Annotated in this window: 19 protein-coding genes; 14 read left to right on the top strand and 5 right to left on the bottom strand. The window is 56.1% G+C overall.

Features of this window, described 5'->3' with window-relative positions; genetic code table 11:
* Positions 1-231 precede the first annotated feature (231 nt).
* Both QP978_RS03205 and galE read left to right on the top strand, forming a co-directional pair.
* Entirely contained in the window at positions 232-912 is a 681-nt protein-coding gene (locus QP978_RS03205; protein WP_016422643.1) for an iron-dependent transcriptional repressor DtxR, read from the top strand.
* Positions 909-1892 (top strand): UDP-glucose 4-epimerase GalE, encoded by a 984-nt coding sequence (gene galE, locus QP978_RS03200; protein WP_016422642.1) that lies wholly within the window; start codon positions 909-911, stop codon positions 1890-1892. The genes QP978_RS03205 and galE overlap by 4 nt, the downstream gene beginning before the upstream one ends.
* A gap of 26 nt (positions 1893-1918) precedes the next feature.
* Here galE and QP978_RS03195 read toward each other — a convergent pair whose 3' ends face one another.
* On the bottom strand, positions 1919-3031 hold the full coding sequence (locus tag QP978_RS03195) for a DUF4192 domain-containing protein (RefSeq protein ID WP_049193020.1): 1113 nt from the start codon (positions 3029-3031) through the stop codon (positions 1919-1921).
* A 229-nt stretch (positions 3032-3260) separates the two neighbouring features.
* Here QP978_RS03195 and QP978_RS03190 point away from each other — a divergent pair, with 229 nt between their 5' ends.
* Both QP978_RS03190 and QP978_RS03185 read left to right on the top strand, forming a co-directional pair.
* Positions 3261-4463 (top strand): PAC2 family protein, encoded by a 1203-nt coding sequence (locus QP978_RS03190; protein WP_187400502.1) that lies wholly within the window; start codon positions 3261-3263, stop codon positions 4461-4463.
* A 42-nt stretch (positions 4464-4505) separates the two neighbouring features.
* Positions 4506-7025 (top strand): DEAD/DEAH box helicase, encoded by a 2520-nt coding sequence (locus QP978_RS03185; RefSeq protein WP_284856857.1) that lies wholly within the window; start codon positions 4506-4508, stop codon positions 7023-7025.
* Positions 7026-7102: 77 nt separating this feature from the next.
* Here QP978_RS03185 and QP978_RS03180 read toward each other — a convergent pair whose 3' ends face one another.
* Positions 7103-8035: a hydrogen peroxide-inducible genes activator gene (locus QP978_RS03180; protein WP_284856835.1), complete on the bottom strand. Its 933-nt coding sequence runs from the start codon at positions 8033-8035 to the stop codon at positions 7103-7105.
* 105 nt (positions 8036-8140) lie between these two features.
* Between QP978_RS03180 and QP978_RS03175 the strand changes: the two genes are divergently transcribed.
* Both QP978_RS03175 and ahpD read left to right on the top strand, forming a co-directional pair.
* The gene (locus QP978_RS03175; protein WP_016422637.1) at positions 8141-8737 is read left to right on the top strand and encodes a peroxiredoxin; all 597 of its coding nucleotides are present in this window, start codon (positions 8141-8143) and stop codon (positions 8735-8737) included.
* A 5-nt stretch (positions 8738-8742) separates the two neighbouring features.
* The gene (gene ahpD, locus QP978_RS03170) at positions 8743-9267 is read left to right on the top strand and encodes an alkylhydroperoxidase, AhpD family (RefSeq protein WP_284856834.1); all 525 of its coding nucleotides are present in this window, start codon (positions 8743-8745) and stop codon (positions 9265-9267) included.
* Positions 9268-9394: 127 nt separating this feature from the next.
* Here the strand turns inward: ahpD and QP978_RS03165 are convergent, their stop codons facing one another.
* Both QP978_RS03165 and QP978_RS03160 read right to left on the bottom strand, forming a co-directional pair.
* Entirely contained in the window at positions 9395-10612 is a 1218-nt protein-coding gene (locus QP978_RS03165; RefSeq protein ID WP_049170897.1) for a hypothetical protein, read from the bottom strand.
* Positions 10613-10754: 142 nt separating this feature from the next.
* The gene (locus tag QP978_RS03160; protein WP_502870673.1) at positions 10755-12857 is read right to left on the bottom strand and encodes a neutral/alkaline non-lysosomal ceramidase N-terminal domain-containing protein; all 2103 of its coding nucleotides are present in this window, start codon (positions 12855-12857) and stop codon (positions 10755-10757) included.
* A 226-nt stretch (positions 12858-13083) separates the two neighbouring features.
* Here QP978_RS03160 and QP978_RS03155 point away from each other — a divergent pair, with 226 nt between their 5' ends.
* From QP978_RS03155 to hrpA, 3 genes are all read left to right on the top strand, one after another.
* Positions 13084-14586, top strand: coding sequence for a DUF1846 domain-containing protein (locus QP978_RS03155; protein ID WP_070827444.1), 1503 nt, complete (start codon positions 13084-13086; stop codon positions 14584-14586).
* 61 nt (positions 14587-14647) lie between these two features.
* Positions 14648-15580, top strand: a complete 933-nt coding sequence (gene trhO, locus QP978_RS03150) for an oxygen-dependent tRNA uridine(34) hydroxylase TrhO (protein ID WP_016422632.1) — start codon at positions 14648-14650, stop codon at positions 15578-15580.
* A gap of 94 nt (positions 15581-15674) precedes the next feature.
* Positions 15675-19694, top strand: a complete 4020-nt coding sequence (gene hrpA, locus QP978_RS03145; protein WP_284856833.1) for an ATP-dependent RNA helicase HrpA — start codon at positions 15675-15677, stop codon at positions 19692-19694.
* Here the strand turns inward: hrpA and nrdR are convergent.
* A complete protein-coding gene (gene nrdR, locus QP978_RS03140; RefSeq protein WP_049189643.1) occupies positions 19691-20173 on the bottom strand; it encodes a transcriptional regulator NrdR in 483 nt (160 codons plus the stop codon). The two genes, hrpA and nrdR, sit on opposite strands and share 4 nt — an antisense overlap.
* An 865-nt stretch (positions 20174-21038) precedes the next feature.
* Between nrdR and lexA the strand changes: the two genes are divergently transcribed.
* The 5 genes from lexA (at position 21039) to QP978_RS03115 (ending at position 26189) form a co-directional block, all read left to right on the top strand.
* On the top strand, positions 21039-21740 hold the full coding sequence (gene lexA, locus QP978_RS03135) for a transcriptional repressor LexA (RefSeq protein WP_016422629.1): 702 nt from the start codon (positions 21039-21041) through the stop codon (positions 21738-21740).
* Positions 21741-21833: 93 nt separating this feature from the next.
* Positions 21834-22613, top strand: a complete 780-nt coding sequence (locus tag QP978_RS03130; protein WP_016422628.1) for a DeoR/GlpR family DNA-binding transcription regulator — start codon at positions 21834-21836, stop codon at positions 22611-22613.
* Entirely contained in the window at positions 22610-23581 is a 972-nt protein-coding gene (locus tag QP978_RS03125; RefSeq protein ID WP_284856832.1) for a 1-phosphofructokinase family hexose kinase, read from the top strand. Before QP978_RS03130 ends, QP978_RS03125 begins: the two co-directional genes overlap by 4 nt.
* A gap of 35 nt (positions 23582-23616) precedes the next feature.
* The gene (locus tag QP978_RS03120) at positions 23617-25776 is read left to right on the top strand and encodes a PTS fructose transporter subunit IIABC (protein WP_049189641.1); all 2160 of its coding nucleotides are present in this window, start codon (positions 23617-23619) and stop codon (positions 25774-25776) included.
* 140 nt (positions 25777-25916) lie between these two features.
* Positions 25917-26189, top strand: a complete 273-nt coding sequence (locus QP978_RS03115) for an HPr family phosphocarrier protein (RefSeq protein WP_016422625.1) — start codon at positions 25917-25919, stop codon at positions 26187-26189.
* Positions 26190-26266 lie beyond the last annotated feature (77 nt).

Below are 26266 nucleotides of genomic sequence, written 5' to 3'. Positions count from 1 at the left end.
CCGTGCCGGAGTTTCATCCACACTGGCGGTCGGCGTTTTCGTCTGCACGTCGAACTTTCGACATCGCGTACGCTCCCTTCCGTCTCAGCAGCGCCCACCGAACCAAGCTTTTCGCTGCCTAATCAGCACCAAAGCCACTAGATTTGCGAGCCCTAACATCTTTCTTGCGCAAGTGTGGTTATCCTAATACTTGAGTGAAAACTTTTAAGACTGTGTTATCGGAGGAAAACCGTGAGGGATTTGGTTGACACCACGGAAATGTACTTACGTACGATTTTCGAACTCGAAGAAGAGGGCATCATTCCTTTGCGTGCTCGCATTGCCGAACGCCTTGAGCAGTCGGGGCCGACCGTTAGCCAAACCGTTGCGCGCATGGAGCGCGATGGCCTTCTCGTAGTTGCCCCAGATCGCAGCTTGCAGCTTTCCGACGAGGGCCGCAGGCTGGCCACGGCTGTCATGCGTAAGCACCGCCTAGCTGAGCGCCTACTTACGGATGTCATTGGCCTCGAATGGGACAAGGTTCACGACGAAGCCTGCCGCTGGGAGCACGTAATGAGTGACGAGGTCGAGCGCAAACTTCTCGACGTGCTTGACTCTTACACACGCTCCCCATTCGGCAATCCGATTCCCGGTTTGGGAGACCTCGGTGGGACTCAGTCACCAGAGTCGTTAGAGAACGTTCGCCGACTGTCCGATCTAAACCCCGGCGAGTACACCGTTGAGATCGTCCAGATTAACGAAATCCTGCAGGTCGAGCAGAGCTACATGAAGCGTCTCCACAAGGCTGGAATTATGCCGGGTACTGAGGCACTTGCCGAGGTTGCCGCCGGCCGCGTGACTCTCGCCCGTGGTGATCATTCTCTTGACATTCCGGATACTCTGTCTCACGCAATCATGGTGATTATCAAATGAAACTCCTCGTCACTGGTGGTGCCGGCTACGTCGGTAGCGTGTGCTCGGCAGTATTGATTTCTCTTGGCCACGACGTCACCATTCTGGACAACTTCTCTGTTGGCAACCGTGATGCGGTGCCAGAGGGCGCGACCCTAGTCGAAGGCGATGTGGCGGACAAGGCCTACGAGGTTCTGTCCTCCGACAGCTTCGACGGCGTCGTTCATTTCGCTGCGAAATCGCTTGTTGGCGAGTCTGTTGAGGTTCCTTCCGACTACTGGCACAACAATGTGGGCCAAACCCTGAAGCTACTCGACGCAATGCGTGATACCGGTACGAATAACCTGGTGTTCTCTTCGACAGCTGCAACCTACGGTGAGCCAGAGAAGACACCAATTACCGAAGACATGCCAACCGCACCGACCAACCCTTACGGTGCCACCAAGCTGGCCATGGACTACGCCATCTCGTCTTACGCCAAGGCATACAACATCGGCGCTACCAGCTTGCGTTACTTCAATGTGGCGGGTGCCTGGGGCGGTTTTGGCGAAAACCGTGAGGTGGAAACTCACCTCATCCCCCTGGTACTGCAGGTTGCGCTCGGTCACCGCGACAAGATTATGGTCTTTGGCAATGACTGGCCGACTCCGGACGGCACCGCGGTTCGTGACTACATCCACATCAAAGACCTCGCCGATGCGCACGTCTTGGCACTGGAGTCCAACACGCCGGGAACCCACCGTATCTTCAACCTCGGTTCTGGCGACGGCTTTTCGGTTCGCCAGGTTATTGAGACCTGCCGTAAGGTCACCGGTCACCCGATTCCTGCTGAGGATGCACCGCGTAGAGCCGGTGATCCGGCAACCCTTATTGCCTCTTCTCAGCGCGCCATGGACGAGCTCGGATGGAAGCCCAATCATACGGAGCTGGAAACCATCGTCGCCGATGCATGGGAGTACACCAAGAACCTCGGCGACCGAGCCCACTCGGCGCACCGCTAGGTACTGCAGCACAGCTTGCAGGGTCGCTAATCAATACGCGGCATTTTCACCTTGTATACCCTGCGCAGCACCTCTTGTGCCGCACCAAGAATTGTGCCAACGCACCTCGGCACAATTTGATTGGCGACCGCAATTTCCAGCAACTGAGTCAGTGAATGATTCGGTTGCTCCCCCGCTGCCTCATCGAGAGCTGTTTGCGCATAGTTCTCCAGCCCAGCCGCGAACTTTGCGATGGCAAAACACGCTAAAGCGTTAGCACGCAGGCTGCCGCGGTGGACGATTGCGGCCTCGCGCCAGATTTCTCCCATTGATTGCGCCAACTGCGTAGTAATGAAAATCATGGACATATCGCGCAAGGTGACGTTGGTCAGTGCTGCAGCAATGGCATATCCCGCGGTTTCATCGCGAACCGCCTCATGTGCATCCATCACACCATCGGCCACGTTTTCCACGGCGGCTTTTAGCATGTCGAAATGCTCGATGAGCGCGGGATTGTCCGAACCAATTTTGAGCTTCCTAGGCTGCTCAACGGCTGTCGCTCGTTCCCGGAGGCGTTCAATCAGAGCCCTGTCTTTACTGTCGCGGAATTGGCCACCTCGAAAATAGCTGCGGTACTCCTCATAGTTTTTGAAAATCTGCTCTCCCTGCCGAGAGATTAGATTTGCATTGTCGGTCATCAGACTGTCACCGACAATGCCGACGATCTCTCCCTGCTCGTCCGTGACAACTTCCCCCGCAGCAATAGTGGCAACGCCCGCCAAACGCACCTCATGCAGGCCGCCTTCTCGCAGCCAGCCTGTAATAGGTGTGGAGTCCTTTTCAATCCCCCAGGATTCGTCGATGATAAACACATCTGCGTGAGTGCATCCTTCATCGAGCAGGAAGTCCGCGGCTGCCCGCACCAAGTCAGGATTGTTCTCCATCGAGGCCACATCCTTAATCAGCATCGGGCCAGCATGCGCTGTCGGATCAAACTCGACCTTGCCATCGATGAGATCTTCGACCTGCTGACGATACAACGCCGCAATCACTACCTGCCCCCGCGGATAGAATCCAACGATTCCCGGCAGGTTCGTCAGAAAAACACTCGGCTCAATTTCAGGCTTTTGTCCTGCACCGAAGTTCTGTTTGTTTCCCATTAATTCCTTACCCCTTTTCCCCCATTGGAATAGCTCGACAGCGGACAATCCTCTCGCCATCTGGTGGCTCTCATTGTTATCGAATCCGCAACAGCCTTGCTTGTGCGCGACCGGAAAAATCGGCCCATCTGTGGACTACTTTCTACTTGTGGATAACTGGAATAGTTTCTGCGGTATCGTGGTTGTTTACTTCAAATGACGAAAAATGTGATGCAGGAGGTAGTCGTACGTGAGTGATCCGACCGACAAGCCTCAGGGCAATATGTACGAGGTAGTTTTTCCGGTTCCTGACGTAACGGGAAGCGAGGGCCATCTGACCCTGGTCATTGCACTTAGCGGTTATGCGGATGCCGGTAATGCCGTCTCGGAATCAGCTAGTTTCCTCTTGGATGCTCTCGAGCACCGTCCATTGGTGAACTTTTCTATCGACGAGCTGATTGATTATCGTTCTCGCCGTCCCTCTGTGACGATGAACCACGACCAGATTGTGGATGTATCCGATTTGAACCTGTCACTCAATGTGGTTCGCGACAACGTCGGTAAGCCGTTCTTGCTGCTTTCTGGCCCTGAGCCAGACATGCGGTGGGAGGCTTTCTCGACTGCCGTGGCAGATTTGGCGGAGCGCTACGATGTCGGTCGGACTGTGTCGCTGTACTCGGCGCCGATGACGGTTCCGCACACCCGACCGCTGGGCATCATCGCCCACGGCACAGATAAGCGGAAACTCGGTGATATGCATACCTGGGGAAACCGCGTCACAGTTCCGGGGGCTGCGAGCCTGAACATTGAGTACGAGCTCGCAAGCCGCGGTTGTGATGCCTTTGGTTTCACCGCACAGGTGCCACACTATGTCGCGGCCACTGAGTATCCGCTGGCGTCACTGCGGCTGTTGCAGGAGGTAGCAAAACTAGCCAAGCTCGAGCTCCCGCTTGAGGCGTTGGAGAAGGAATCCGCGCGGGTGGCGGAGCTGCTCAATACGCAGACGAATGATTCCGGCGAGGTCTCTCAGCTGGTCAATCTTCTCGAGGAACAGTACGACCAGGAAGTTCAACGTCGTCAAGAGCTGGAGACTTCTCCTCTACTTGGACCTAACGGCGAGATGCCTTCGGCCGACGAGATTGGCGCTGAGTTCGAAAGGTTCCTCGCTTCTCAACCGCTGCACCCAGTAGAGGATTCTTCCTCGCTTGACGACGAGGCGGAGACCCCGGCCAACTCGGATTCCTCGGCAACTACATCAGAGGACACTGACGCACACTCGGAAGAACCCGAGTCGGCCTCGGCGGATGATAGGTCTGCGGAGTTTTCTGCAGACGGCACTGCCGAACAGCCTGAGTCAGAACAGCCTCGGGAAGAGCAGGCGGAAAGCGAAGAATCCGGTGAACCGGAACAACCTCGCCGTCGGCGCGGCTGGAAGCCCTGGTTCCGCTTCTAATCCGGGGTTACCGCTAGGGTGGGAAGCGTGTCACTATCTGAAATGCTTCCCGACCTAGCTGAGGTTCCAGAGTCCCTTTTCGACGATGCGATTATGGACTCGTTCATTGCCTGGACCAGGGATCAGGGCATCACGCTCTACCCGGCCCAGGAGGAGGCCGCTATTGGTCTCGCTGGTGGCGACCACGTCATTCTTGCCACTCCGACAGGTTCGGGCAAGTCCATGGTGGCTATTGCTGCCCACTTCTGCGCCCTCGCTCGTGGCCAGCGCAGCTTTTACACAGCGCCTATTAAGGCCTTGGTCAGCGAGAAATTCTTTGCCCTCTGCGAGGTCTTTGGCGCTGAGAACGTCGGTATGATGACCGGCGATGCCACCGTCAACGGTGGTGCACCCATCATCTGCGCAACTGCGGAAATTGTCGCCAATATCGCCCTGCGCGACGGGGCCGACGCCGATATTGACCAGGTGGTAATGGATGAATTCCACTTCTATGCGGATCCCGATCGCGGGTGGGCATGGCAAGTGCCCTTGCTCGAGCTTTCCCGTTGCCAATTCCTGTTGATGTCCGCCACTCTCGGCGATACTCAAAAGTTTGAGACGGATTTGAAGGAACGCACGGGACTCGACGTCAACCTCGTTACAGGTACGACGCGCCCGGTACCGCTGGATTTCCACTATGTCTACACACCAGTTCATGACACGCTGGCGGAGTTGCTGGAATCCGGCAAAGCCCCAATCTACATCGTCTTTTTCTCCCAGCGCCAAGCAGCTGAACAGGCTCAGGCACTGACCGGTCTGAAGCTGCTGACGAAGGAGGAGAAGGAGCGGATTCGCGAAGAGATTGGCGATTTCCGGTTTACCACGGCCTTTGGTCGAGTTCTTTCCAAGTTGGTGCGCCAGGGCATTGGCGTCCACCATGCGGGAATGCTGCCGAAGTACCGTCGTTTGGTTGAGCGTCTCTCTCAGACTGGTCTGCTGAAGGTCATCTGTGGCACGGATACCCTCGGCGTCGGCATCAACGTGCCTATTCGCACGGTGCTGATTACCGGTTTGGCCAAGTTCGATGGCCGTCGTAGCCGTATTCTCAAGTCACGCGAGTTCCACCAGATCGCTGGACGCGCCGGCCGTGCTGGCTACGACACCGAGGGCACCGTAGTTGTCGAAGCACCTGAACACGAAATCGAAAACGCCAAGCTGCGGCGCCGTGCCGGCCAGGATGAGGCCAAACTGAAGAAGTTGCGGCTGAAGTCCGTTCCCAAGGGCGAAGTGACATGGTCGGAGAAGACCTTCGACAAAATCGTTTCTCAGCCACCGGAACCGCTGACCAGCCGCTTTGCAGTTACCAACGGTATGTTGCTCAACGTCATTGCACGTGGTGGCGATACCTACGAACACATGCGTCATCTGCTGCGCACCAATCACGACACCCGCCACCAGCAAAATGAGGCTATTCTGACCGCAATTGAGCTCTACCGCGGTTTGGTCACCGCGGGAATCGTCGTCACGCATGGCGAGGGCGATGACTGCCGCCCCGAGCTGACAATGGAGCTGCAGCGTGACTTCGCGCTCAATCAGCCGCTGTCGCCTTTCGCCATCGCCGCGCTCGAACTGTTGGATAAGGACAGCCCGAACTACGCACTCGATGTCATCAGTGTGTTTGAGTCAATTCTGGAAGACCCTCGCCCACTGCTCATCGCGCAGCAGAAAAAGGCACGCGGTGAAGAAATCGCCGCGCTCAAGGCCGAGGGTGTTGATTACACCGAACGTATGAACATCGTCGAAGACATCACATGGCCGATGCCGCTTGCCGACGAGCTGGAGGGCGCATTCGACACCTATGCTCAAGGTCACCCGTGGGTGCGTGAGTTTTCGCTGTCGCCCAAGTCTGTGGTGCGCGAGATGGTGGAAAAGGCCATGACTTTCTCGGACGTGGTATCTGAGTATGGAATTGCCCGCTCTGAAGGTATTTTCCTGCGCTACCTCACCGATGCCTGGCGCACTTTGCGACACACTCTCCCTCCGGAAGCCGCTAACGAGGAACTCCGGGACATTGTGGAATGGCTCGGCGAGCTCGTTGTGCAGGTGGATAACTCCCTGGTGGATGAATGGGCGCAGATGGCCGATCCGGACAAGCCATTGGACGAGGAAACTCTCAAGGAAGCGGCTTTTGGCACCGACGAGTCGCGGCCCCTTACAGGCAACGAACGTGCATTTACCCGTATGGTGCGCAATCTCATGTTTCGCCACGTGCAGCTCTTTGCCTTTGAAAAGGAGGAGGAGCTGGCCGACCTGGACAACTACCTCGACGATGCGCCAGATTGGCCTGCCGCGATGGATGACTACTTCGATGAATACGATGACCTAGGGATCGATGCAAAGGCTCGCGGCGGCGATATGATTTCGATTGACCGCAAGGCTGGTGAGGGCCTATGGCATGTGATCCAGATACTCGATGACCCTGAGGGCGACCACGGCTGGCGCTTTGAAGCGGGCGTTGACTTGACTGCATCTGATGAATACGGCGAGGTCAGGTTGGCATCCCTGCGAATTATTCAGGGATAAACGCGAAAAACCGGGCTGGAACTACCAGCCCGGTTTTGCTTATTTCATACGCTACTGCGGCATGCGCCAAGAGAGCTTTAGGCAACAGCGTCTATGTAGGCCTGCCGTACCAGTTCAGCAATTCGATTGAACTCGCCGCCGCGTACCGATGATGCGCGGTGAACCAGCCCAATGGTGCGTCCCGGCCGTGCCGGACCTTCGAATCGCGCAACAGCCAGGCCGGGACGGTCGGCCTCAATCTTGACAGCCGATTCCGGTACAAGCGACTGCCCCAACCCACCGGCAACACACTGCACGACGGTCGATAGAGAAGCCGCCCGTGTTTCCAAGCTGGAGGTCTCGCCGTGAACAGCATCGACCTTGCGACAAATATCCAACACCTGGTCACGCAGGCAATGACCGTCGTCAAGCAGAAGCAAGTCCAAGTCCCTGATCGCCTCAAGCTTTACGTCATCCTTACCGGCCAGCGGATGATCCCCTGGCACAACGATGTAGAACTCCTCGTCGTAGAGGTAAATCTCTTCAAAGGAAGGCACATCAGACGGCAGTGCCATGATCGCTGCATCAATGGTGCCGGAGCGAAGTGATTCGATGAGACGCTCGGTCGGCTCTTCGACAATCCTAGGCTTTAGATCTGGCAGCTCGTCACGAACCAACTGGAGGAAGTTGGGCAGCACGTATGGAGCAACCGTAGGGATAACACCAATGGATAGTGGTCCGGACAAATCATCTGTACGGCCAGAGGCGCGAGCAACAATCTCGTCAACAATTTCAGATGCTTGGCGGGCATATGGAATCAGACCGCGACCGAGTGGCGTCACCAGCACTCGGCGAGTCGAACGCTCTACAAGCTGCACCCCCAGTCCCTGCTCAAGGGTGGAAAGCGCTTGTGACAGGCTGGGCTGTGAAATGCCGAGGCGGGCAGCGGCTTGACCGAAGTGACCGGTATCGGCAATCGCGACAAAGGCACGTAACTGAGGCAAAGTGGGCCGATAATCTCTATTACGCATACCTATAAGCCTACACGAGCTTATTAACTTTTTCCTCTTGACGGTTCGGGGATCCATAGGCATAATGGTGTGTGACCCCAAAAGGAATACATTCAGGAGGATTCCATGGCAATTTTGACTGTTGGCGACAAGTTCCCCGAGTTTTCTCTGACCGCTCTGAAGGGCGGCAACCTGCGTGATGCAAACGCTTCTTCTCCGGATGACTACTTCGAGCAGGTAACCAATGAGTCCTACGAGGGTAAGTGGAAGGTCGTCTTCTTCTACCCGAAGGACTTCACCTTTGTCTGCCCGACTGAGATTGCTGCATTCGGCAAGCTGAATGAGGAATTCGAGGACCGTGACACCGTTATTCTCGGTGGCTCTGGCGACAACGAGTTCTCCCACTTCAACTGGCGTGCAACCCACGAGGAACTGCTGGACATCCCGTTCCCGATGTTCTCCGACATCCGCCATGACCTGATGCGTGCACTCGGCGTCGAGAACGCTGACGGTGTTGCAGACCGCGCAACCTTCATCATTGACCCGGACGGCATCATTCAGTTCGTCTCCGTTACCCCGGACGCTGTCGGTCGTAACGTTGACGAGGTTCTGCGTGTTCTCGACGCTCTTCAGTCTGAAGAGGTCTGCGCATGTAACTGGCAGAAGAATGACCCGACCAAGAACATCGACAAGATGGACGTTCTGAAGCAGGAGCTGAAGTAACTCATATGAGCATCGATAACCTTCGTTCCGGTCTACCGGAGTACGCCAAGGACATGAAGCTGAACCTTGGCACTCTCACCCGTTCTACGGAACTCTCCGAGCAGCAGCTGTGGGGTACCCTGCTTGCATCCGCTGCTGCCACCCGCAACGAGACCGTTTTCTCCGAGATCGCCGAGGAAGCCAAGGAGCACCTGTCTGACGAGGCTTTCGACTCTGCACTTGGTGCGGCCACCGTTATGGGCATGAACAACGTTGCTTACCGCACTCGCCACATGCTCGGTGATGACTACGCACAGGTCAAGTTCGGCCTGCGCATGAACATCATCTCCAATCCGGGTGTCGAGAAGGAAGACTTCGAGCTGTGGTCTCTGGCAGTTTCTGCCATCAACGGCTGTGAAGCTTGCGTGACTTCTCACGCAAAGGTCGTCCGCGATGCTGGTCTGACCAAGGAGCAGGTCTGGGAAGCTGTGAAGATTGCAGGCACCGTCTCTGGTGTTGCACAGGCTGTCTTCGCTGAGGCTACCCGCTAAATATTCGGAGCATAGGTTCGGCTTTTGATAGCCGAACGCTCCCCCGCAGGATTACCTGCTGACGAAATAGCGCCCGAGGAACCAATTTGTACCGGTTCCTTGGGCGCTTTTTCTTGTTCGTTTTTGGCTACTGCTGTGGCGGGTAATAACCCGGATTCTCCTGGGCTTCATTGATAACCCGCCGGCCACCGATGAGCTGACGGTAGATATGTACTTGCACTAGGAGAGCAAGCGGGACTGTGTACAACATACCGATATAGAAGAGCATTGCACCTGCGGAAGAAACAATCGACGTCAGAATGAATGCAACGAGCATCGTCCAATACTGAGGCTTCACCAAGCGCCATGCGACGACCGGAGCCTCAAGTGCTGTTGCTCGACCATCAAAAACAAGAAGCGGCATAGTCGCTGTGATTGGCATGATGAAGATGGACAGCACAAGTACCAACAGGTAGCCGATGGGAATCATCGCAGCTGCAGCTTCACTGCCGTTGGCAGACAGGGATACTCCAGCGATGAAGAGCGCCATCCCCGGAAGCATGGCGAGCAGCCCCACCAGGAACGTGACAATGTAGGCACCGATAAGAGATCCCCACCGGTTTACACGGAAGAAAGTACCGTAGCTCGGCACTCGCCCGTCGACAGCTTCGAATGCACCGCGCAGCATAAATGCCTGCATCGCGAACATGCCCACGGCAATTAGGAGTGCCATCGCGCCGAGAGTCGCGAACATTGACCCTAGATCCTCAAACGGAACATCGCCTGGATAGTTCGGCTCGAAGTCCGGATCGAAATCACCAGATGCAAAGAGAATTGCCGCTGCGCCAACAATCAGGGCTACTAGTACGGCGAAGAACGTCAGCATGATGCCAAGCCAGGAAGCAAAATTGCTGTTTAGACTACGAAACGCCGCGGAAAAGGCACTTCCAATGTCGACCTTCGTCGGCCCCTGTGCCACAGGCTTCACCGGTGGCTCATCGCCACCTGGCATGTTGACTCCGGGAGCAAGTGCACCGGCTGCAGGATTCCCGCCTGCCGGTTGCTGCCAATAGCTCGAGCCTGCACCATAGGGTTGCCCGCCGTAACTATCGCGCGACTCGCCAGTTCCATAAGAAGGAATTTCGCCATAAGCCTGTTCACGGCCGTAAGCCTGATTCCACTGGGGCGAATCCTCTGGTCCACGCGGGCCATGTTGTGCGTCCGAATCGAACCCGTAAGGGTTGTAGTCCTGCGAACCATTGTTGGGAAAACCGTGACTCTGGGAGTCATAGTTATTGGACTCATTGTCCCGGCTGCCGTCACCGTAAGGATCGTTGTTGCTATATGGATCGTTTGGGGTATTCATGAAGCAAATTGCTCCTGCCAAATTGACGGATACATAAAAATAGTGCGCACAACGGACTATACGTGAGACAAGGCCTTGACGAGTTTTTAAAGGCCGAAGTATAAGTCACATTGTGCGCATGGACGTATTTAATTGGACGTTCTTAGACGAGCTCCACCGCGGCGGCTCCCTCGAACTCGTTCAGCGAATCACCGGCACCCAACGCGCTACCACGCACGATGATGTCATACTTGCCCGGCGCGACTCCTCCGGTCTCCCAAGTGACCTTGGCGGTGGTGTAATTACCGTCCTTGGCAAATTCAATGACAGTTGCCTGGTCCCAGTCGTCAGAAACGATCTCACCGCGGTCATTCTTGATGAGTAGGTAGCCGTCTTCCAGTCGCAAGTCGTTATTCGGATTTGCCGCGACGAATTGGGCAACGGCCTGCTGCCCTACCGTGACGCTTGCAGTCGATTCGAGCACGTCACCAAAATTCTTGCCCATTGGTACGGAATCGATAGTCTTTCCTCCTGCTGGCGACGGCGGGATGATGCCAGTGAGGTCACCTGCAGCACTGCCCGGGTCGACAGCCATGCCGTCGGCAAGCGCGTGGGCGAGATCGTGATAGATGGAGATCATCGCACTGAGCGTGTACTTGCCGAAAGCCGTTGCGCCGCCCTCGTAGTCCTGCTGATCGTATTCCTCTGGGGTAACGACGTAGTGTCCATAGCTGTTGGTGTAGCCCTGGCAGATGACAGTGTCGATTGGAACGCCGAGGATTTCAGCGACGTGCTGACGCATGCGGTAACCCGACATCGTGGTTGGTTCAAGGCCGTTGGTAATCAAGGTGAAGCCACCGATGCGGGTGATGGAGAACATGTGGGTCTGCTGGAGAAGACCATCGATGTAGCCCACTGGCAGCAGGCATTCTTTCTCGCCCTGAATCTCCCCGATATTCTTCGGGAGTACGACGTTATTGAGCTGACGTACCCACGGTGTGCCTCCACGCTGGCCCTCGTTGAAACCTAGAGCCGGTTCGCCGCCGCCGTCCTCCTGGCTACTGGCTGCGAAGGCCGCACCGAGGATTGCAGGTCCAGTGCGGTGTGGCTGGCCGTCGGGCGTGAATTGGCCGTTGATGTCGACATCGCCGAGGTTGACCCACTTGTGGACGGTGGAGATTCCGCCTCCTGGCAGTGCAATGGTCTGGCCTTGGGTAGCGTCAATCTGACGCTGACCGAGAATGCGGGCGGACTCTGCTTCGTCTCCGTTGCCTGGGCCCGAATTTGGCACGAGCCCCATGTTCGGGCTGATGTCACCCGGGCACGACATGGTGAATGCGGCAACAAAGGGGGCATCGGCCGGCTCACGGTGGGTAACTCCGCGGTCGACCTCAACCTTCCATGCCGCATAGCCTTTGTTGTCGCCGTCGATGATGGTGTGCTCGGGGCCGAAGGTGGTCGGATGAATTCCGTACCAGTTAATGAATCCGACTTCGCGACCACCGCGACTCACGTGCAGTGTATGGCTTTCCGGGTTGACTCCGTCGGGGAAAAGCCGCTGTTCTTCCTCGGGGTTACGCCTGAATGCCTCCAGGGAGCGGTTAACACCCGCATCCTTGGCAATCCCCTTGGTCAGGTGGATAGTCGACGGCTGGTAATCAGCGTGTGCACGTTCAATAGCCTTGACCACACCGACGACTACAGCTTCGAAAGTGACGGGACGGAATCCGAGAGTAGTCAGGTCGACCATAAGATGGCCCGATGTACCACCCGGCGCGACATGCGTATGAGATGCGCAGATAAGCACGTTGCCCTCGTGGTAGAGGTCTCCGAAGAGAGCTCGCAGTCGCCGCAGAACTTCCATCTGGATGGACTGGAACATGAGCCCCATATCTGCGGTGACGTGGACGACACGGTTGTCGTTGTCATCACCGAAGATGAATGCACGCGCCATCTGGCGAAGACGCAGACCCGAGGTGGTCTGGTCCATGACCGCATACCCGTTCATGCCAGCGCCGAGTGGCTCGCCTGTCATGTCAGCCATTCCTCGACCGACATTCAAATTGGTGGTCGAATTCCCCGCGGCGGCAGAAGCCCCGTTTGCAGGAGCGGCGTTTGCCTTTGATGCACCATTTACGGCAGGCATCATACTCGCAGCTGACACGGCAGTTGCTCCGACGAGGAAGCCTCGCCTGCCCACTTGGTACGGGGCGCGTGCGGTTGGTTCTGCCGAATTCGACGATGATGCCATCTGGGGATCGAGCATGTCACATCCTCTTCATATTTCTTTTTGAATATCAATACATGGGAGATTAATCATCCAATCCCCTACGCGGGGCCTAATAAGCCAAAGTTCCCAAAATTCCCCCCCCCCCCCCCGCGACAGCAGTAACCGATACGACATTCGCAAGGCGGTATCACTACCATGGACACAGTAGAATTTCGCAAGCTTTAGCGCGCTCCCCCGCAGACACGACTTCAGAAAGGGCACCATGGCTCAGGCTGTCGGTTTTAACCGCGAAAAGTACATCGAAATGCAATCCGCTCATATTAAGAAGCGGCGCGCAGACATCGCAGGTGAAGGCGGCAAGCTCTACCTCGAGATGGGCGGCAAGCTATTTGATGACATGCATGCCTCGCGTGTTCTCCCCGGCTTCACACCTGACAATAAAATCGCTATGCTCGATCGTCTCAAGGACGATCTGGAAATCATGGTGTGCATCAATGCCAAGGATCTGGAGCGCCACAAGGTCCGCGCTGACCTCGACATCACTTACGAAGACGATGTGCTGCGCCTCGTCGATGTCTTTCGGGAACGCGGATTTCTAGTCGGCAGCGTCGTCGTCACGCAGCTTTCCGACGACAACACCCTGGCAAAGAACTTCATTGAGCGCCTGCAGCGACTCGGATTGAGCGTCATCCGCCATCGCAATATCGAGGGCTACCCAACAAACACCGAGAAAATCGTCAGTGAAGCCGGCTTCGGACTGAATGAATGGGCGCAAACGACGCGGGACTTGGTCGTTGTCACAGCGCCGGGCCCGGGCTCCGGAAAGCTGGCGACCTGTCTATCGCAGATTTACCACGATCACAAACACGGAATTCGTTCCGGTTACGCAAAGTTTGAGACCTTCCCTATCTGGAACCTGGCACTCGAACACCCGGTAAATCTGGCCTACGAGGCGGCAACGGCTGATCTCGATGACATCAATCTCATCGACCCTTTTCATTTGGCCGCCTATGACACCAAGGTCACCAGCTATAACCGTGATGTCGAGGTCTTCCCACTGCTGCGCACTCTGTTGGAGAAGCTCGCGGGCGAGTCGCCGTACAAGTCACCGACCGACATGGGCGTCAATATGGCCGGTTACTGTATCGACGATGACGAAGTGTGCCGAGAGGCATCCAACCAGGAAATCGTTCGCCGTTACTACAAGGCTCTTGTCGACGAACACAAGAACAGCGCAGACGACGAAGTCTCACAGCGCATTGCCATGATTATGAGCAAGGCCAACGTGTCGACAGCCGCCCGCCGAGTCGTCGCACCAGCACTTGAAGTTGAGAAATCTACCGGGGCACCGGGTAGCGCAATCGAATTGCACGACGGCACAATCATCACGGGCAAGACTTCTGAACTACTCGGATGCTCAGCAGCAATGCTCCTCAACGCTCTCAAGAAGCTCGCCAATATCGACCCGGACTTGCACTTGCTCTCCCCAGCTGCCATTGAGCCAATTCAAACGCTTAAGACGCATCACCTGGGCAGCCGCAACCCCCGCTTACATACCGACGAGGTTCTTATCGCCCTTTCCGTGTCGGCGGCCACCAGCGACGATGCCCGCGCAGCCCTCGCCGAGCTGAAGAACCTTCGAAACTGCGATGTCCACACCACCACCATTCTGGGCAGCGTGGACGAAACAATTTTCCGCAACCTCGGTGTGCTAGTGACTTCGGAGCCTAAGTACCAGAAGAAGGCTCTCTATCAGAAGCACTAAGCCATACCAGCAGCTCACGCCGAAAATAGGATAACTGAGAGAGCAGACTAGAATAGTCCCCGTGAGCATCAGCAAGATTCTTCTGTACTACCAGTTCGCCCCACTGTCCGATCCGCGTGCCATCATGCTATGGCAGCGCGATCTTTGCGAGTCGTTAGGGCTCAAGGGCCGCATTCTGGTGTCCGAGCACGGCATCAATGGCACCGTCGGCGGTGATCTCGATGCCTGCAAGAAGTACATCAAGAAAACCAAGCAGTACCCCGCTTTTCACTCCATGCAGTTCAAGTGGAGCGAAGGCGGCGCTGATGACTTTCCAAAACTCTCCGTCAGGGTTCGCGACGAAATCGTCGCTTTCGGTGCTCCGGGTGAGCTGAAAGTCGATGTCGATGGTGTCATTGGCGGCGGCACACATTTGAAGCCGGAAGAGGTCAATAAACTGGTCGAGGAACGCGGCGACGATGTCATCTTCTTCGATGGCCGCAACGCAATGGAAGCCGAGATTGGCAAGTTTAAAAACGCTGTCGTCCCGGACGTAAAGACCACGCACGACTTCATCGACGAACTGGAATCCGGTAAGTACGACTGGATGAAGGACAAGCCGGTTATCTCCTACTGCACCGGCGGCATCCGCTGCGAGATCCTCTCCGCACTTATGAAGAACCGCGGTTTCGAAGAGGTCTACCAAATCGACGGCGGTATTGTGCGCTACGGCGAAAAGTTTGGCAATAAGGGGCTGTGGGAAGGCTCCCTATATGTCTTCGACAAGCGCATGCATATGGAGTTTGGCGATGGCATCGAAGACGAGGACTACGTACAGCTCGGGCACTGCGTCCACTGCGGCAAGCCCACAAACACCTTCCAGAACTGCATCAACGAAGATACCTGCCGTCGTCAGGTGCTTATTTGCGATGATTGCTGGGAGCACACCGAGACACAGCACTGTGGGCGCGAGGACTGCAAGGAAGTTGCCGAAGAGCTAGCAGCCGCAAAGTAGGACGCTCCCTGCTGCCATCGGACTATCTCGAGCACCTCTTAATCAGCACAGATGTGGGTTGTCTCCCCAGACGCGGCTAATCTAGTAGGCAACCATGAGTACTCCTAGCCGTTCTGATAAACCAGCTCCACGTGCCCAGTCGGGAAACCACCACTCCGGCCACCGCAATTCCGCCAGGCCACAGCGCTCTGGCAAACCTGCTAAGGACACGCGTAAAAAGGAGCTCTACCAGCTCGCTGATCAATTGCCGATTCGGGAGGCTCAGTCCTTCCGACGCCGGCTAAAGCGAGCATCCGCGCCGAAGGCGCTGTCTGCAATCTCTGCAGACCTCGACTTTGCGCTGGAGCGGTTAGAAGATCGTCGTAAAGCGATTCCTCGCATCACCTACCCTGCCCAGTTGCCGGTGTCCGCGCGCCGCGACGACATTGCAGAGGCAATTGAAAACAACCAGGTCGTCATTATTGCTGGTGAGACTGGCTCTGGTAAGACTACGCAGATCCCGAAGATATGCCTCGAACTGGGACGCGGCGTGCGGGGCAAGATTGGTCACACTCAGCCACGTCGTATTGCGGCGCGTTCCGTCGCGGAGCGCATCGCTCATGAGCTGGGCGAAAAGATTGGACAGCACGTCGGCTATGCAGTGCGTTTTGATGATCGCGTGAGCAAGGATACCTGCATCAAACTGATGACCGACGGTATCCTGCTGGCCGAAATTGGCCGCGACCGACTGCTACGCGAGTACGACACCATCATCATCGATGAGGCGCACGAGCGCAGCCTCAACATCGACTTCCTGCTGGGATATTTAAAGCATATTCTGCCGCAGCGTCCAGATCTGAAAATCATTATCACTTCCGCGACGATTGATCCGGAACGGTTCGCTCGTCATTTCGCGCCTGACGACGAGCACCCTGCGCCCATCATCGAGGTGTCGGGGCGCACCTACCCGGTGGAAATCCGCTATCGCCCGCTGGTGCGGACCGTTGTTGCGAAGAATGGGCAGGAAAAGGAAGTCGCCATCGAGCAGATCGATGGTGTAATCGCTGCGTGTGAAGAGCTGATGCGGCTTGGCGACGGCGATATCCTGGTGTTCTTTTCGGGTGAGCGAGAGATCCGAGAAGCTGCCGAAGCCATCGAGGGCAAACACTGGAAAGGTGTAGAAGCCGTTCCACTATTCGGTCGGCTATCTAATGCAGAGCAGCATCGGATCTTCACTCCGCATTCCGGGCGTCGCATTGTGCTGGCGACCAACATTGCGGAAACGTCGCTGACGGTCCCTGGTATCGAGTATGTCGTCGATACTGGTACCGCACGCATTTCCCGCTACTCCACCCGCACGAAGGTGCAGCGCCTGCCAGTTGAGGACATCAGCCAGGCATCCGCGAATCAGCGCTCTGGACGCTGTGGCCGTGTAGCTGATGGTGTGGCGATTCGTCTCTACAGCGAAGAGGATTTTCTCTCGCGCCCCGAGTTTACGGATCCGGAGATTCTGCGCACCAATCTCGCTTCGGTTGTACTGCAAATGATTTCACTGCGGCTTGGCGCGATTGAGGACTTCCCCTTTGTCCAGCCACCAGAGCACAAAGCAATCCGCGATGGCATTAACCTGCTCACAGAGCTTCAGGCTATTACCACCACGTCGGGGTCTGATGCCCCCGAGCTGACGGACATCGGCCGACAAATTGCCCGTATCCCAGTCGACCCGCGTCTTGCCCGCATGCTGGTCGAAGGGTACGAGAACACCACTCTTGGGGCGGTAACCGTCATTGTCGCCGCTTTGTCTCTGCAGGATGTTCGCGAACGTCCACTGGAGTTCCAAGCTCAGGCAGATCAGCTACATGCCCGTTTTAAGGACACCACCAGCGACTTCAACTCCCTACTGAAGCTCTGGGAGTACCTGGAGGAAAAGCGTCGCGAGCTTAGCGGTAACCAATTCCGCAAGATGTGCAAGCGCGAGTACCTCCACTATCTGCGCGTTCGCGAGTGGCAGGACTTGGTGCGTCAGCTCCACCAGGCAACGGCTGAGCTGGGCTGGCATCTTTCGGCCCGCAGCTCAACCAGTGGTGTCGACAATCCCGACGAGGTGGCAAAGTCGCTGTTACCGGGTCTGTTGTCGATGATTGGTACGCGCGAGGGCGAGGGCAAGGAGTTTACCGGCACACGCAACACTAAGTTCCTCATTCACCCCTCGTCCGCGTTGGCAAAGAAGCCGCCTCGCTGGGTGATGGCTGCGGAAATCGTCGAGACCTCGCGCACTTTTGCGCGCAACGTCGGCACGATTCAGCCGCAGTGGGTAGAGAAGGTAGCCCCTCATCTGCTCAAGCACCAGTACTCAGAGCCTCACTGGTCTACTAAGCGCGGTGCAGCGATGGCTTACCAGAAGTCGACGCTCTACGGCGTGCCCGTGGTGGTTGACCGTTTGGTGCCTTATCACCGAGTCGATGCCGACGCCGCCCGCTCGATCTTCATTCGCTCTGCGCTTGTCGACGGCGAATGGAACACACATCACGAGTTCTTTAAGAACAATCAAGACAAACTTGCCGAAGCCGAGAAGATCGAGGAAAAGCAGCGTTCCCGCGGCATTGTCGTCGATGACGACGTGCTCTACGCGTTCTACGACTCCAAGCTGCCCGCCTCTATCACCACGGCCACCAATTTTGACCGCTGGTGGAAGAAAACTAAGCCCAAGCAGCCAAATCTACTGGACTTTGATCCCAATAAGCTGCTCAACCCCGAAGCCGGCGACATCGACGACAACGCCTTCCCCGAAATGTGGCAGCAGGGCTCGGTCGATTTCTCTCTGTCCTATAAATTCGAACCGGGCGCCCCTGATGACGGTGTGACTCTCCGTGTCCCCGTGCCTCTTCTTGCAGGTCTGCGTGAAGATGGCTTCGACTGGCAGGTACCAGGTCTTCGCGCTGAGCTCGCGGAAGCCTACATTCGCACTCTGCCGAAGGCACTGCGGAAGTCCGTTGTCCCCGCCCCGGATTTCGCACGCCGCGCGCTGGAGACGATGACTCCGTACTCAGGCCGCTTCGTCGATGTTTTTGCCGATGCTTTACGACGACTCGGAGGCTCGGGCATCAATGGTGCAGACTTTGCCCCTTCGAAACTGCCAGCACACTTGCGCTTTAACTACGCAGTGGTTGACCGCCATGGAAAGATCGTCGATCAGAGCCGGGATCTTGCTGCGCTTCGAGACAAGCATGCCTCGACGGTCTCAACTGCTGTGTCGAAACGTTCGAAGTCTGCAGCACGCGAAGCTGTGAAAAAGTGGACTTCAGAGAACTTGGGCGCCGTCTCAGAAACGGTCAAAAGTACTGTCGACGGTCAGTCCGTCACGATGTATCCGACGCTGGTGACCACCAAGGATGGCGTGGCCATTGAGGTCAAACCAACTAAGGCTCAGGCTGAGGCGACGTTGGCGACCACAAACTTGACAATGCTATTGCGGGATTGCCCAGTAAATGGTGCACAAATGACTAAGGGGCTTCCACTCCAGCAACGTGTTGGCGTGGACGCATGGCCACATGGGGGCGCCGATGGGCTTGTCGAGGACTGCCGTGTCGCAGTGATTCGCGACCGTATGATGGCTGCCGGTGGCCCGGTCCGCGATCCGAAGGAATTCGACAAACTACTCGAACACGTTCGTTCTGGAGTCGCCTCAGAGGTGCGCCAATTGGTCGTCGGCGTTGCCCAGGCAATGCCTCGTTATGTCTCGGTGGTGAATCAGCTAAACAAGTGGGAAGGCGATGCCATTGACGATATGCGTCGCCAGCTGGAGTTCATGTTCCCTAAGGGCGCTGTGGCAAGGCACGGTTGGCAGCACCTACGACATTTGCCACGTTATCTCCAAGCGATGGAGATTCGGCTTGAGGAAATGAACCGTGACCCGGACCGTGATGCTGAACGTGAGGATGAGGTGACTGAGGCCCGCGAATACTTGGCGGCAAAGCTTCAGCAGCTACCTAAGGCACGTTCGAATTCCGCGGAGGTACGGGATATTCAGTGGCTCATCCAAGAACTGCGTGTCAGCCTTTTCGCACAACGCTTGGGTACCGCCCAGAGCGTATCCCTGACTCGAGTAAAGAAACGTGTGGATAAACTGCGTTAGTCCTTTTTTACCTCGTTGCCATTAGCCTGCGGCCCTTTCCCCTTCCGCATGCTGGCAATCTCTTGCGCGAAATCGTCCGCGGAGGAAAAGGACTTGTACACCGAAGCGAAGCGGAGATAGCCAACTTCGTCCAGTTCTTTGAGCGGCTCAAGGATGGCAAGGCCAATATCGTTTGAGTCCACCCGGGGCGTGCCTTTCTCGCGGAGGCTCTCCTCCACTTTTTGTGCAAGTTTCTTCAGCTGAGACTCTGATACTTCGCGCCCCTGGCACGCACGTCGAACACCCTGGATGACCTTTTCACGGTTGAACTCCTCAGGGATTCCATCCCGTTTAACGACCATCAGCTGCGAGCGTTCAATCGTAGAAAAACGTTTACCGCAATTCAGGCATTCTCTCCGGCGACGAATCCCCATACCGTTATCTATTAACCGTGAGTCCAAGACTCGTGTCTGATCATGATGACAAAACTGGCAATACACGGTCTCCAGTCTACGTCCCACCCCAACACCGGAAACTGGAATGATTATTGCGCGGAGTAGGAAGCGTACGTAGACGTAAAGGTGCTTTCGACCGCCTCACTTTGTCCCTGTTCAAAGACCATGCTGCCGAAAACTCCGAAGAAAGCACCAAGCCCTAGAGCCCATACCGCCATCAGGCGAGTCAGGTTAGTGCCTGCGGATACATCACTACGATTGGACTGCTGCGCCCTGCTAACGGATAGAGACGGACGCCCGTAGTTGACCGAGACATGACTGGGCCGCGACCTGTCCCTCCGCATTCGCGCCGATGAAGCCCCATTTCGATTGCGCTGTGCAATACGTGCACGCTGACCGGGCCGAACGATGTGCTGTGTGCAAGACGCACTACGTTCACCCCACACCAACGGGGCTTTCCGTGTCGTCCGAGCAGGGAGCTCGGAAACTTGAGAAAAGTCAATATCAGATGTGCTGCTAACACCAAGTGCGGTTGAAACCGTAGACATCATGTTTTCTCCCTTTCCAACGTTGACTCTCCCACCGTTGCCGGCCTGGAGAGAATAAGAGTTGTACGACCGTTTCCCGACGCTGTGGAGACTATGTCCAAGGGCGGATGCGGAGAATCCGTCTAGACCCTTTCATCAAACGACTGTTCGAGTAACTTGTCATGTTCGATTTATAACACCATGTTCGAATATTGTCTACTGCTATCCGGATTTATTTTCGATTTTCGACATCATCACCGCCTCCGAGCACGGATAATGTACACGTTTTCTAAAGAATTCAAGGGCGCACAGTGTTCGATGCTCGACGATTCGAACAGTTTTGAGTTATGATTCATTCGAAAGAGTTTGAGAAGGGATGTTCCATGGCTCAAAAGAAGAAAGCGAACCCTAAAACACTCACCGATCGGCAGCGTCGGATTCTTGACGTCATTTCGGATGCCGTCGTACTTCGCGGATACCCACCGAGCATTCGAGAAATTGGGGATGCTGTGGGCTTGAATTCCACCTCGTCGGTGGCATACCAACTCAAGGAGTTGGAGAAGAAGGGCTTTCTCCGCCGCGACCCACACAAACCCCGCGCGGTAAACGTAAGGGATTCGAAGTCCTCCGCTGGCACTTTCACTCCGGTAAAGCCTGGGCCAAAGGCTACTGGCACCACCCAAACTCCCGAGATGCCAGAGGACATGCCAGAGCCAATCTTCGTTCCTATCGTTGGACAGATTGCGGCTGGCAACCCTATTTTGGCGGAGCAGCATGTGGAAAGTCACATGGCACTTCCGATGGAGATTACGGGCTCTGGTCAGCTATACCTACTCAAGGTCGTGGGTGATTCCATGGTTGACGCGGGCATTCTCGACGGAGACTGGGTGGTAGTCCGTTCCCAAGACGTGGTCGAACAGGGAGATTTCGTTGCAGCCCTGTTTGAAGATGAAGCAACAGTCAAGGAATGGCACGAAGACGCTGCTGGCAAGTGGCTCATGCCCCATAATCGCGCCTTTGACCCACTCCCCGCGGAGCACGCCAAAATCCTCGGCAAGATTGTCAGCGTCCTACGCAGCCTCTAATTTCCCACATTTTCGTTGCCCGAAACAGACATAAACGGGCATACTGGGAACAGATAGTAAAGCTGAAATTTCTTAACAGCTAAGGAGCGGGGAATGTACGCAGAGGAACGCCGCCGGAAGATTGCGTCTTTGACAGCAGTCGAAGGGCGCGTGACGGTCGCTGATCTTGCGGAAGCTTTCGATGTCACAGCAGAGACGATTCGCCGTGACCTAGCTCAGTTGGATGCAGAGGGCGCAGTTCACCGCGTACACGGTGGCGCTGTGGCTACTCGTTCTTTTCAGACTGTTGAGTTTTCAGTTGCCGCTCGAAAGAACGCGCAAAAGGACGCGAAGCTCTCTATTGCCCGCTGTGCTGCGGATTTTCTGCCTGACTCTGGTGGTGGAATTTTTCTCGATGCTGGAACTACCACCGAGGCTCTTGCAGAGCTGATGGTCCACTCCCCTGATAACCGCCGTTGGTCGGTTGTCACAAACTCTCTTCCCAACGCCATCACACTCGCAGGATCGAACCGCATTGAGCTTCAACTCCTTGGCGGCCAAGTTCGCGTCATTACTCAGGCGGTTGCTGGCGATACGGCACTCCGCACTCTCGCGGTTATGCGTGCCGATGTCGCTTTCATTGGTTCTAATGCCTTGACAATTGACCACGGTCTTTCTACTGCTGATCCGCAGGAAGCGGCGGTAAAGCGCGCGATGATTACGAATGCGCGCAAGGTCATCGTTATGGCGGACTCGACGAAACTTGGCCGCGACTTTCTCGTCAGCTTTGCAGCATTGGAAGATATCGACGTCGTGATTACAGATTCCTCTGCCCCGGAACAGTTCGTCAACGATCTCAGGGAGCAAGGTGTCGAGGTTGTGGTTGCTTCATGATCCTGACCTTGACTGTAAATCCGTCAATCGATCGACTTGCTCGACTCGATACGGAGCTCAAGCGAGGTGGCGTGTTCCGCCTACCAATGGCTGAGGACATGGCTGGTGGCAAGGGAATTAATGTGTCCAAGGCGTTGCACTACGCCGGAGAAAAGACGCTCGCGCTCTACCCGGCATCGGACTCCGGAAAATTCACGCGCCTGTTGGAAGTCTCTGGCATACCCCATGAAGCCATCAACACGACTAACGAAGCCCGCGTTAATCTCACACTCGCAGAGCCAGATGGGACGACCACCAAGCTCAATTCCCCTGGCATGACATTGATGAAAGCGCACCGTAGGCGTGTCCTGGAGAAACTTATCCACCATGCTAAACACGCCACGTGGGTAGTTTTCGCAGGTTCATTGCCCCCTGGTGTCCCCAGGGATTTTTACGTTCAATGCACCGAGGCGGTGTATTCGGTCAACCCGAATATTCGTGTTGCTATGGATACGAGCGACGGCCCACTGACTGAGGTCGTTCGCGCATTTCCAAAGGTGCGACCTTTTTTGATGAAGCCGAACGCCTACGAACTTGGTCAAATCATTGATCAGGACGGCGAAGAACTTGAGGCCGCTGCAGCCGAAGGGAACTATCTTCCCGTAGCGCAGGCTGCTCGTGCGCTGAACGAGCTTGGCGTTTCCGAAGTCCTGGCCACTCTCGGCGAAGCAGGGGCGGTGCTTTCAGTGAAGTCAGGCGGTTGTTTCGCTGCTACCTCCCCCTCGATAGTCGCTCAGTCGACGGTCGGTGCTGGAGACTGTGCTTTGGCCGGCTACGTTATGTCCCGCGAACGCGGTGATAGCTACCAAGATGCACTAACCACCGCCGTAGCTTATGGGGCGGCGGCAACCAGTCTTCCCGGTACGACCATCCCCTATCCAGAACAGGTTCACCCCGAGGCCGGCCGGTTATGGCAGCTCGACACTTAGCTTTTCGATGCCTAGATAAGGAGCATTAGAAAACCATGTCTTCTTCGGCAGATTTTTCCGCTATTGCATCAGACCTAGCCGATGAGTCGACAGTGTTCCTTGACCTAGATATCGGTCCGCAAAAGGAGAAGATCCTTAACTATCTCATCGCTAAAGCTGTAGAGACCGGCCGCGCCACCGACAGCAACGGCATCGTCGCAGCAGCCCTCGAACGCGAAGAGAAGGCCCCGACAGGTCTGTCGGGAGGGATAGCCATCCCCCACTGCCGCCATGAGGACTGGTCGAAGCCGACCCTGATGTTTGCCCGCTTAACCAGCGCTACAGAATTCACCACACCAGATGGGCCGGCGGACCTGCTCTTTTTCATTGGTGTCCCATCTAGTAACAGCGATGTCCACGTCGATATTCTGGCCGCACTCGCAAAAGCACTTCGCGATAAGGGGTTTCGCGCAGCTCTTCGCGGTGCTGAAAGCGATGAAGAGACTGCCCGGATCATTAGCGAGCACGTCACCAAAGCGCCTCGTCGGAAAGCGAAAAAACCTCCGGCGAAGACCAATATCGTCGCCATCACGGCCTGCCCCACGGGCATCGCACACACTTATTTGGCAGCCGAAGCGCTTACTGGCGCGGCAGAAAGCATGTCTGATGTCACACTAACTGTAGAGACGCAGGGCTCGGCAGGAACCCAGGAAGCCCCCGCAGAGGCAATTGTCCGGGCCGACGTGCTAGTAATCGCAGCCGATATTGGGGTTACGGGGCTTAAGCGCTTCAGCGATAAACCACAGGTCAAAGTGCCAATTCGTAAGGCAGTCAATGAACCTACTGCGGTTATTAAACAAGCGAAGGCAAAAGCAGAACAATCACGGGTTCGCGCCTACGACCGAAAGGCGCCGCAACCTAAGGATGACCACGACAAGGAGGCCGGTTCGCAAACCGGTACTACAGGCGCAGACCCTTCATCTGAGAGGGTACAAGCAACTACGAAGGTGGGGGCACATAAATCATCGTTAGGCGGTGACAAAGCCTTCGGACACTGGGTTCGTGATGCCATTATGACCGGTGTCAGCTATATGGTGCCGTTCGTGGCCGCATCGGGGTTGTTGATTGCGCTGGGATTCCTCGTCGGCGGTCATCAGGTTGGTGTAGTAGCTGACGCCGTGACTAGGGATTTGCGGCTGCCGGAGATTATCGGACTCGATGCCCCGATTGCTGTGCCGACAGAAGATCTCGGCACCGTGCTAATTGATCGTAGTGGGCTGTGGCTGTATCTCGGCTCGGCGCTTTTTGCCATTGGCAACCACGGCATGCAGGTCATTGTGGCTGTAATGAGTGCTTATATCGCCTTTGGCATGGCTGGCAGAGCCGGCATTGCACCAGGCTTTATTGGCGGTGCCATCGCGGTCACGGTTGGCGCCGGCTTCCTTGGGGGCCTGGTGACAGGCATCCTGGCGGGACTAGTTGTAGCCCTACTGTTGAGGATGAAAGTCCCGGACTGGCTGCGACCGCTGATGCCGGTTGTCGTGATTCCTATGCTCGGCGCTATGTCCGTTGGGCTCACCATGTACCTGCTGCTCGGGATGCCGCTGGCGTGGCTGATGACGGCTCTGCAGCAGTGGCTGCAATCACTGGATACGACGGCGGCGTTCCTGTTCGGTGGTCTTCTCGGCGCAATGATGTGCGTGGATATGGGCGGAATGATCAACAAGGCTGCTTATCTTTTTGCCGTCGCAAACATCGCCTCAGCAGATCCCGCATCATGGAAGGTCATGGCCGCTGTGATGGCGGCGGGCATGGTACCTCCATTGGCTACATCTCTGGCAGTTGTGCTCCGACCAAAGCTGTTCAGTTCGGCGGAGCGTCAAAACGGCAAAGCGGGCTGGGTGCTCGGTGCGGCCTTCATTTCAGAGGGAGTAATTCCCTTCGCCGCCGCAGATCCGCTACGTGTGATTCCGTCGATTGTGATTGGCGGTGCCGTCACCGGTGGCACCTCAATGGCTTTGGGTGCGGCCACACGTGTTCCGCACGGAGGTATTTTTGTGCTGTTTGCAATCGACAACCCTGTCGCATGGCTTACTGCAATCGTCTTGGGCAGCATAGTGGCAGCAATTCTCGTTGTGGCAGCTAAAAGCCTGTGGCCGCGGCAAGTCAGCACCGATAATCAAAACCTAGAAGCAGACGTTTCAGCGGAAGCGTAGTTTTTACCGCACCGGCTGGTTTATCCCAACGAGCATTTCTACGATTTTCAGCAAACATTCCCCAACCCATCCGGGCAACCTATTAAGCTCAGAAATGGCATCGAGGAAATCGAGAAGCAGAAAGGCAGGATGCCGCTCGCATGGTTACTCAACATGTCCACGTCGGCTCCAAGGTGGGTATTCATGCCCGCCCTGCAACGGTCATCGCTGAGCGTGCCTCCCGTTTTCAGGAAGAAATTCTGGTCGAGCTCCTTGACTCAGACGAGCCCGACAACGAACCGGCCGATGCTTCATCCTCGTTGATGCTCATGGCACTCGGTGCCGAATTCGGCGATGAAGTCACTGTGACCAGTAGTAACGCGGTTGCGGTAGAGAAAATCGCCGAACTCATCGCCCAAGACCTGAGCGATTAAAAAGCAAAAGAGCTTAACGACGAAACATCGTGGCAACGGTCACGGGGTCCGTCGTTAAGCATTCGTGCGAGATTCTG

This window comes from Corynebacterium sp. MSK035, from assembly GCF_030232615.1.
GTDB classification, from domain to species: Bacteria; Actinomycetota; Actinomycetes; order Mycobacteriales; family Mycobacteriaceae; genus Corynebacterium; species Corynebacterium jeikeium_D.
Note: the sequence above shows the minus strand (reverse complement) of the source record. Positions and strands in the feature narration are given on the sequence as shown.

Excerpts from the sequence above, each read along its gene's own strand:
- lexA (WP_016422629.1), top strand. The coding sequence starts at position 21,039 with ATGGCTCAAAAGAAGAAAGCGAACCCTAAAACACTCACCGATCGGCAG.
- QP978_RS03160 (WP_502870673.1), bottom strand. The coding sequence starts at position 12,857 with ATGCTCGATCCCCAGATGGCATCATCGTCGAATTCGGCAGAACCAACC.
- QP978_RS03180 (WP_284856835.1), bottom strand. The coding sequence starts at position 8,035 with ATGCGTAATAGAGATTATCGGCCCACTTTGCCTCAGTTACGTGCCTTT.
- galE (WP_016422642.1), top strand. The coding sequence starts at position 909 with ATGAAACTCCTCGTCACTGGTGGTGCCGGCTACGTCGGTAGCGTGTGC.
- hrpA (WP_284856833.1), top strand. The coding sequence starts at position 15,675 with ATGAGTACTCCTAGCCGTTCTGATAAACCAGCTCCACGTGCCCAGTCG.
- QP978_RS03175 (WP_016422637.1), top strand. The coding sequence starts at position 8,141 with ATGGCAATTTTGACTGTTGGCGACAAGTTCCCCGAGTTTTCTCTGACC.
- QP978_RS03115 (WP_016422625.1), top strand. The coding sequence starts at position 25,917 with ATGGTTACTCAACATGTCCACGTCGGCTCCAAGGTGGGTATTCATGCC.
- QP978_RS03165 (WP_049170897.1), bottom strand. The coding sequence starts at position 10,612 with ATGAATACCCCAAACGATCCATATAGCAACAACGATCCTTACGGTGAC.
- ahpD (WP_284856834.1), top strand. The coding sequence starts at position 8,743 with ATGAGCATCGATAACCTTCGTTCCGGTCTACCGGAGTACGCCAAGGAC.
- QP978_RS03130 (WP_016422628.1), top strand. The coding sequence starts at position 21,834 with ATGTACGCAGAGGAACGCCGCCGGAAGATTGCGTCTTTGACAGCAGTC.
- QP978_RS03155 (WP_070827444.1), top strand. The coding sequence starts at position 13,084 with ATGGCTCAGGCTGTCGGTTTTAACCGCGAAAAGTACATCGAAATGCAA.
- QP978_RS03125 (WP_284856832.1), top strand. The coding sequence starts at position 22,610 with ATGATCCTGACCTTGACTGTAAATCCGTCAATCGATCGACTTGCTCGA.
- QP978_RS03120 (WP_049189641.1), top strand. The coding sequence starts at position 23,617 with ATGTCTTCTTCGGCAGATTTTTCCGCTATTGCATCAGACCTAGCCGAT.
- QP978_RS03185 (WP_284856857.1), top strand. The coding sequence starts at position 4,506 with ATGCTTCCCGACCTAGCTGAGGTTCCAGAGTCCCTTTTCGACGATGCG.
- QP978_RS03195 (WP_049193020.1), bottom strand. The coding sequence starts at position 3,031 with ATGGGAAACAAACAGAACTTCGGTGCAGGACAAAAGCCTGAAATTGAG.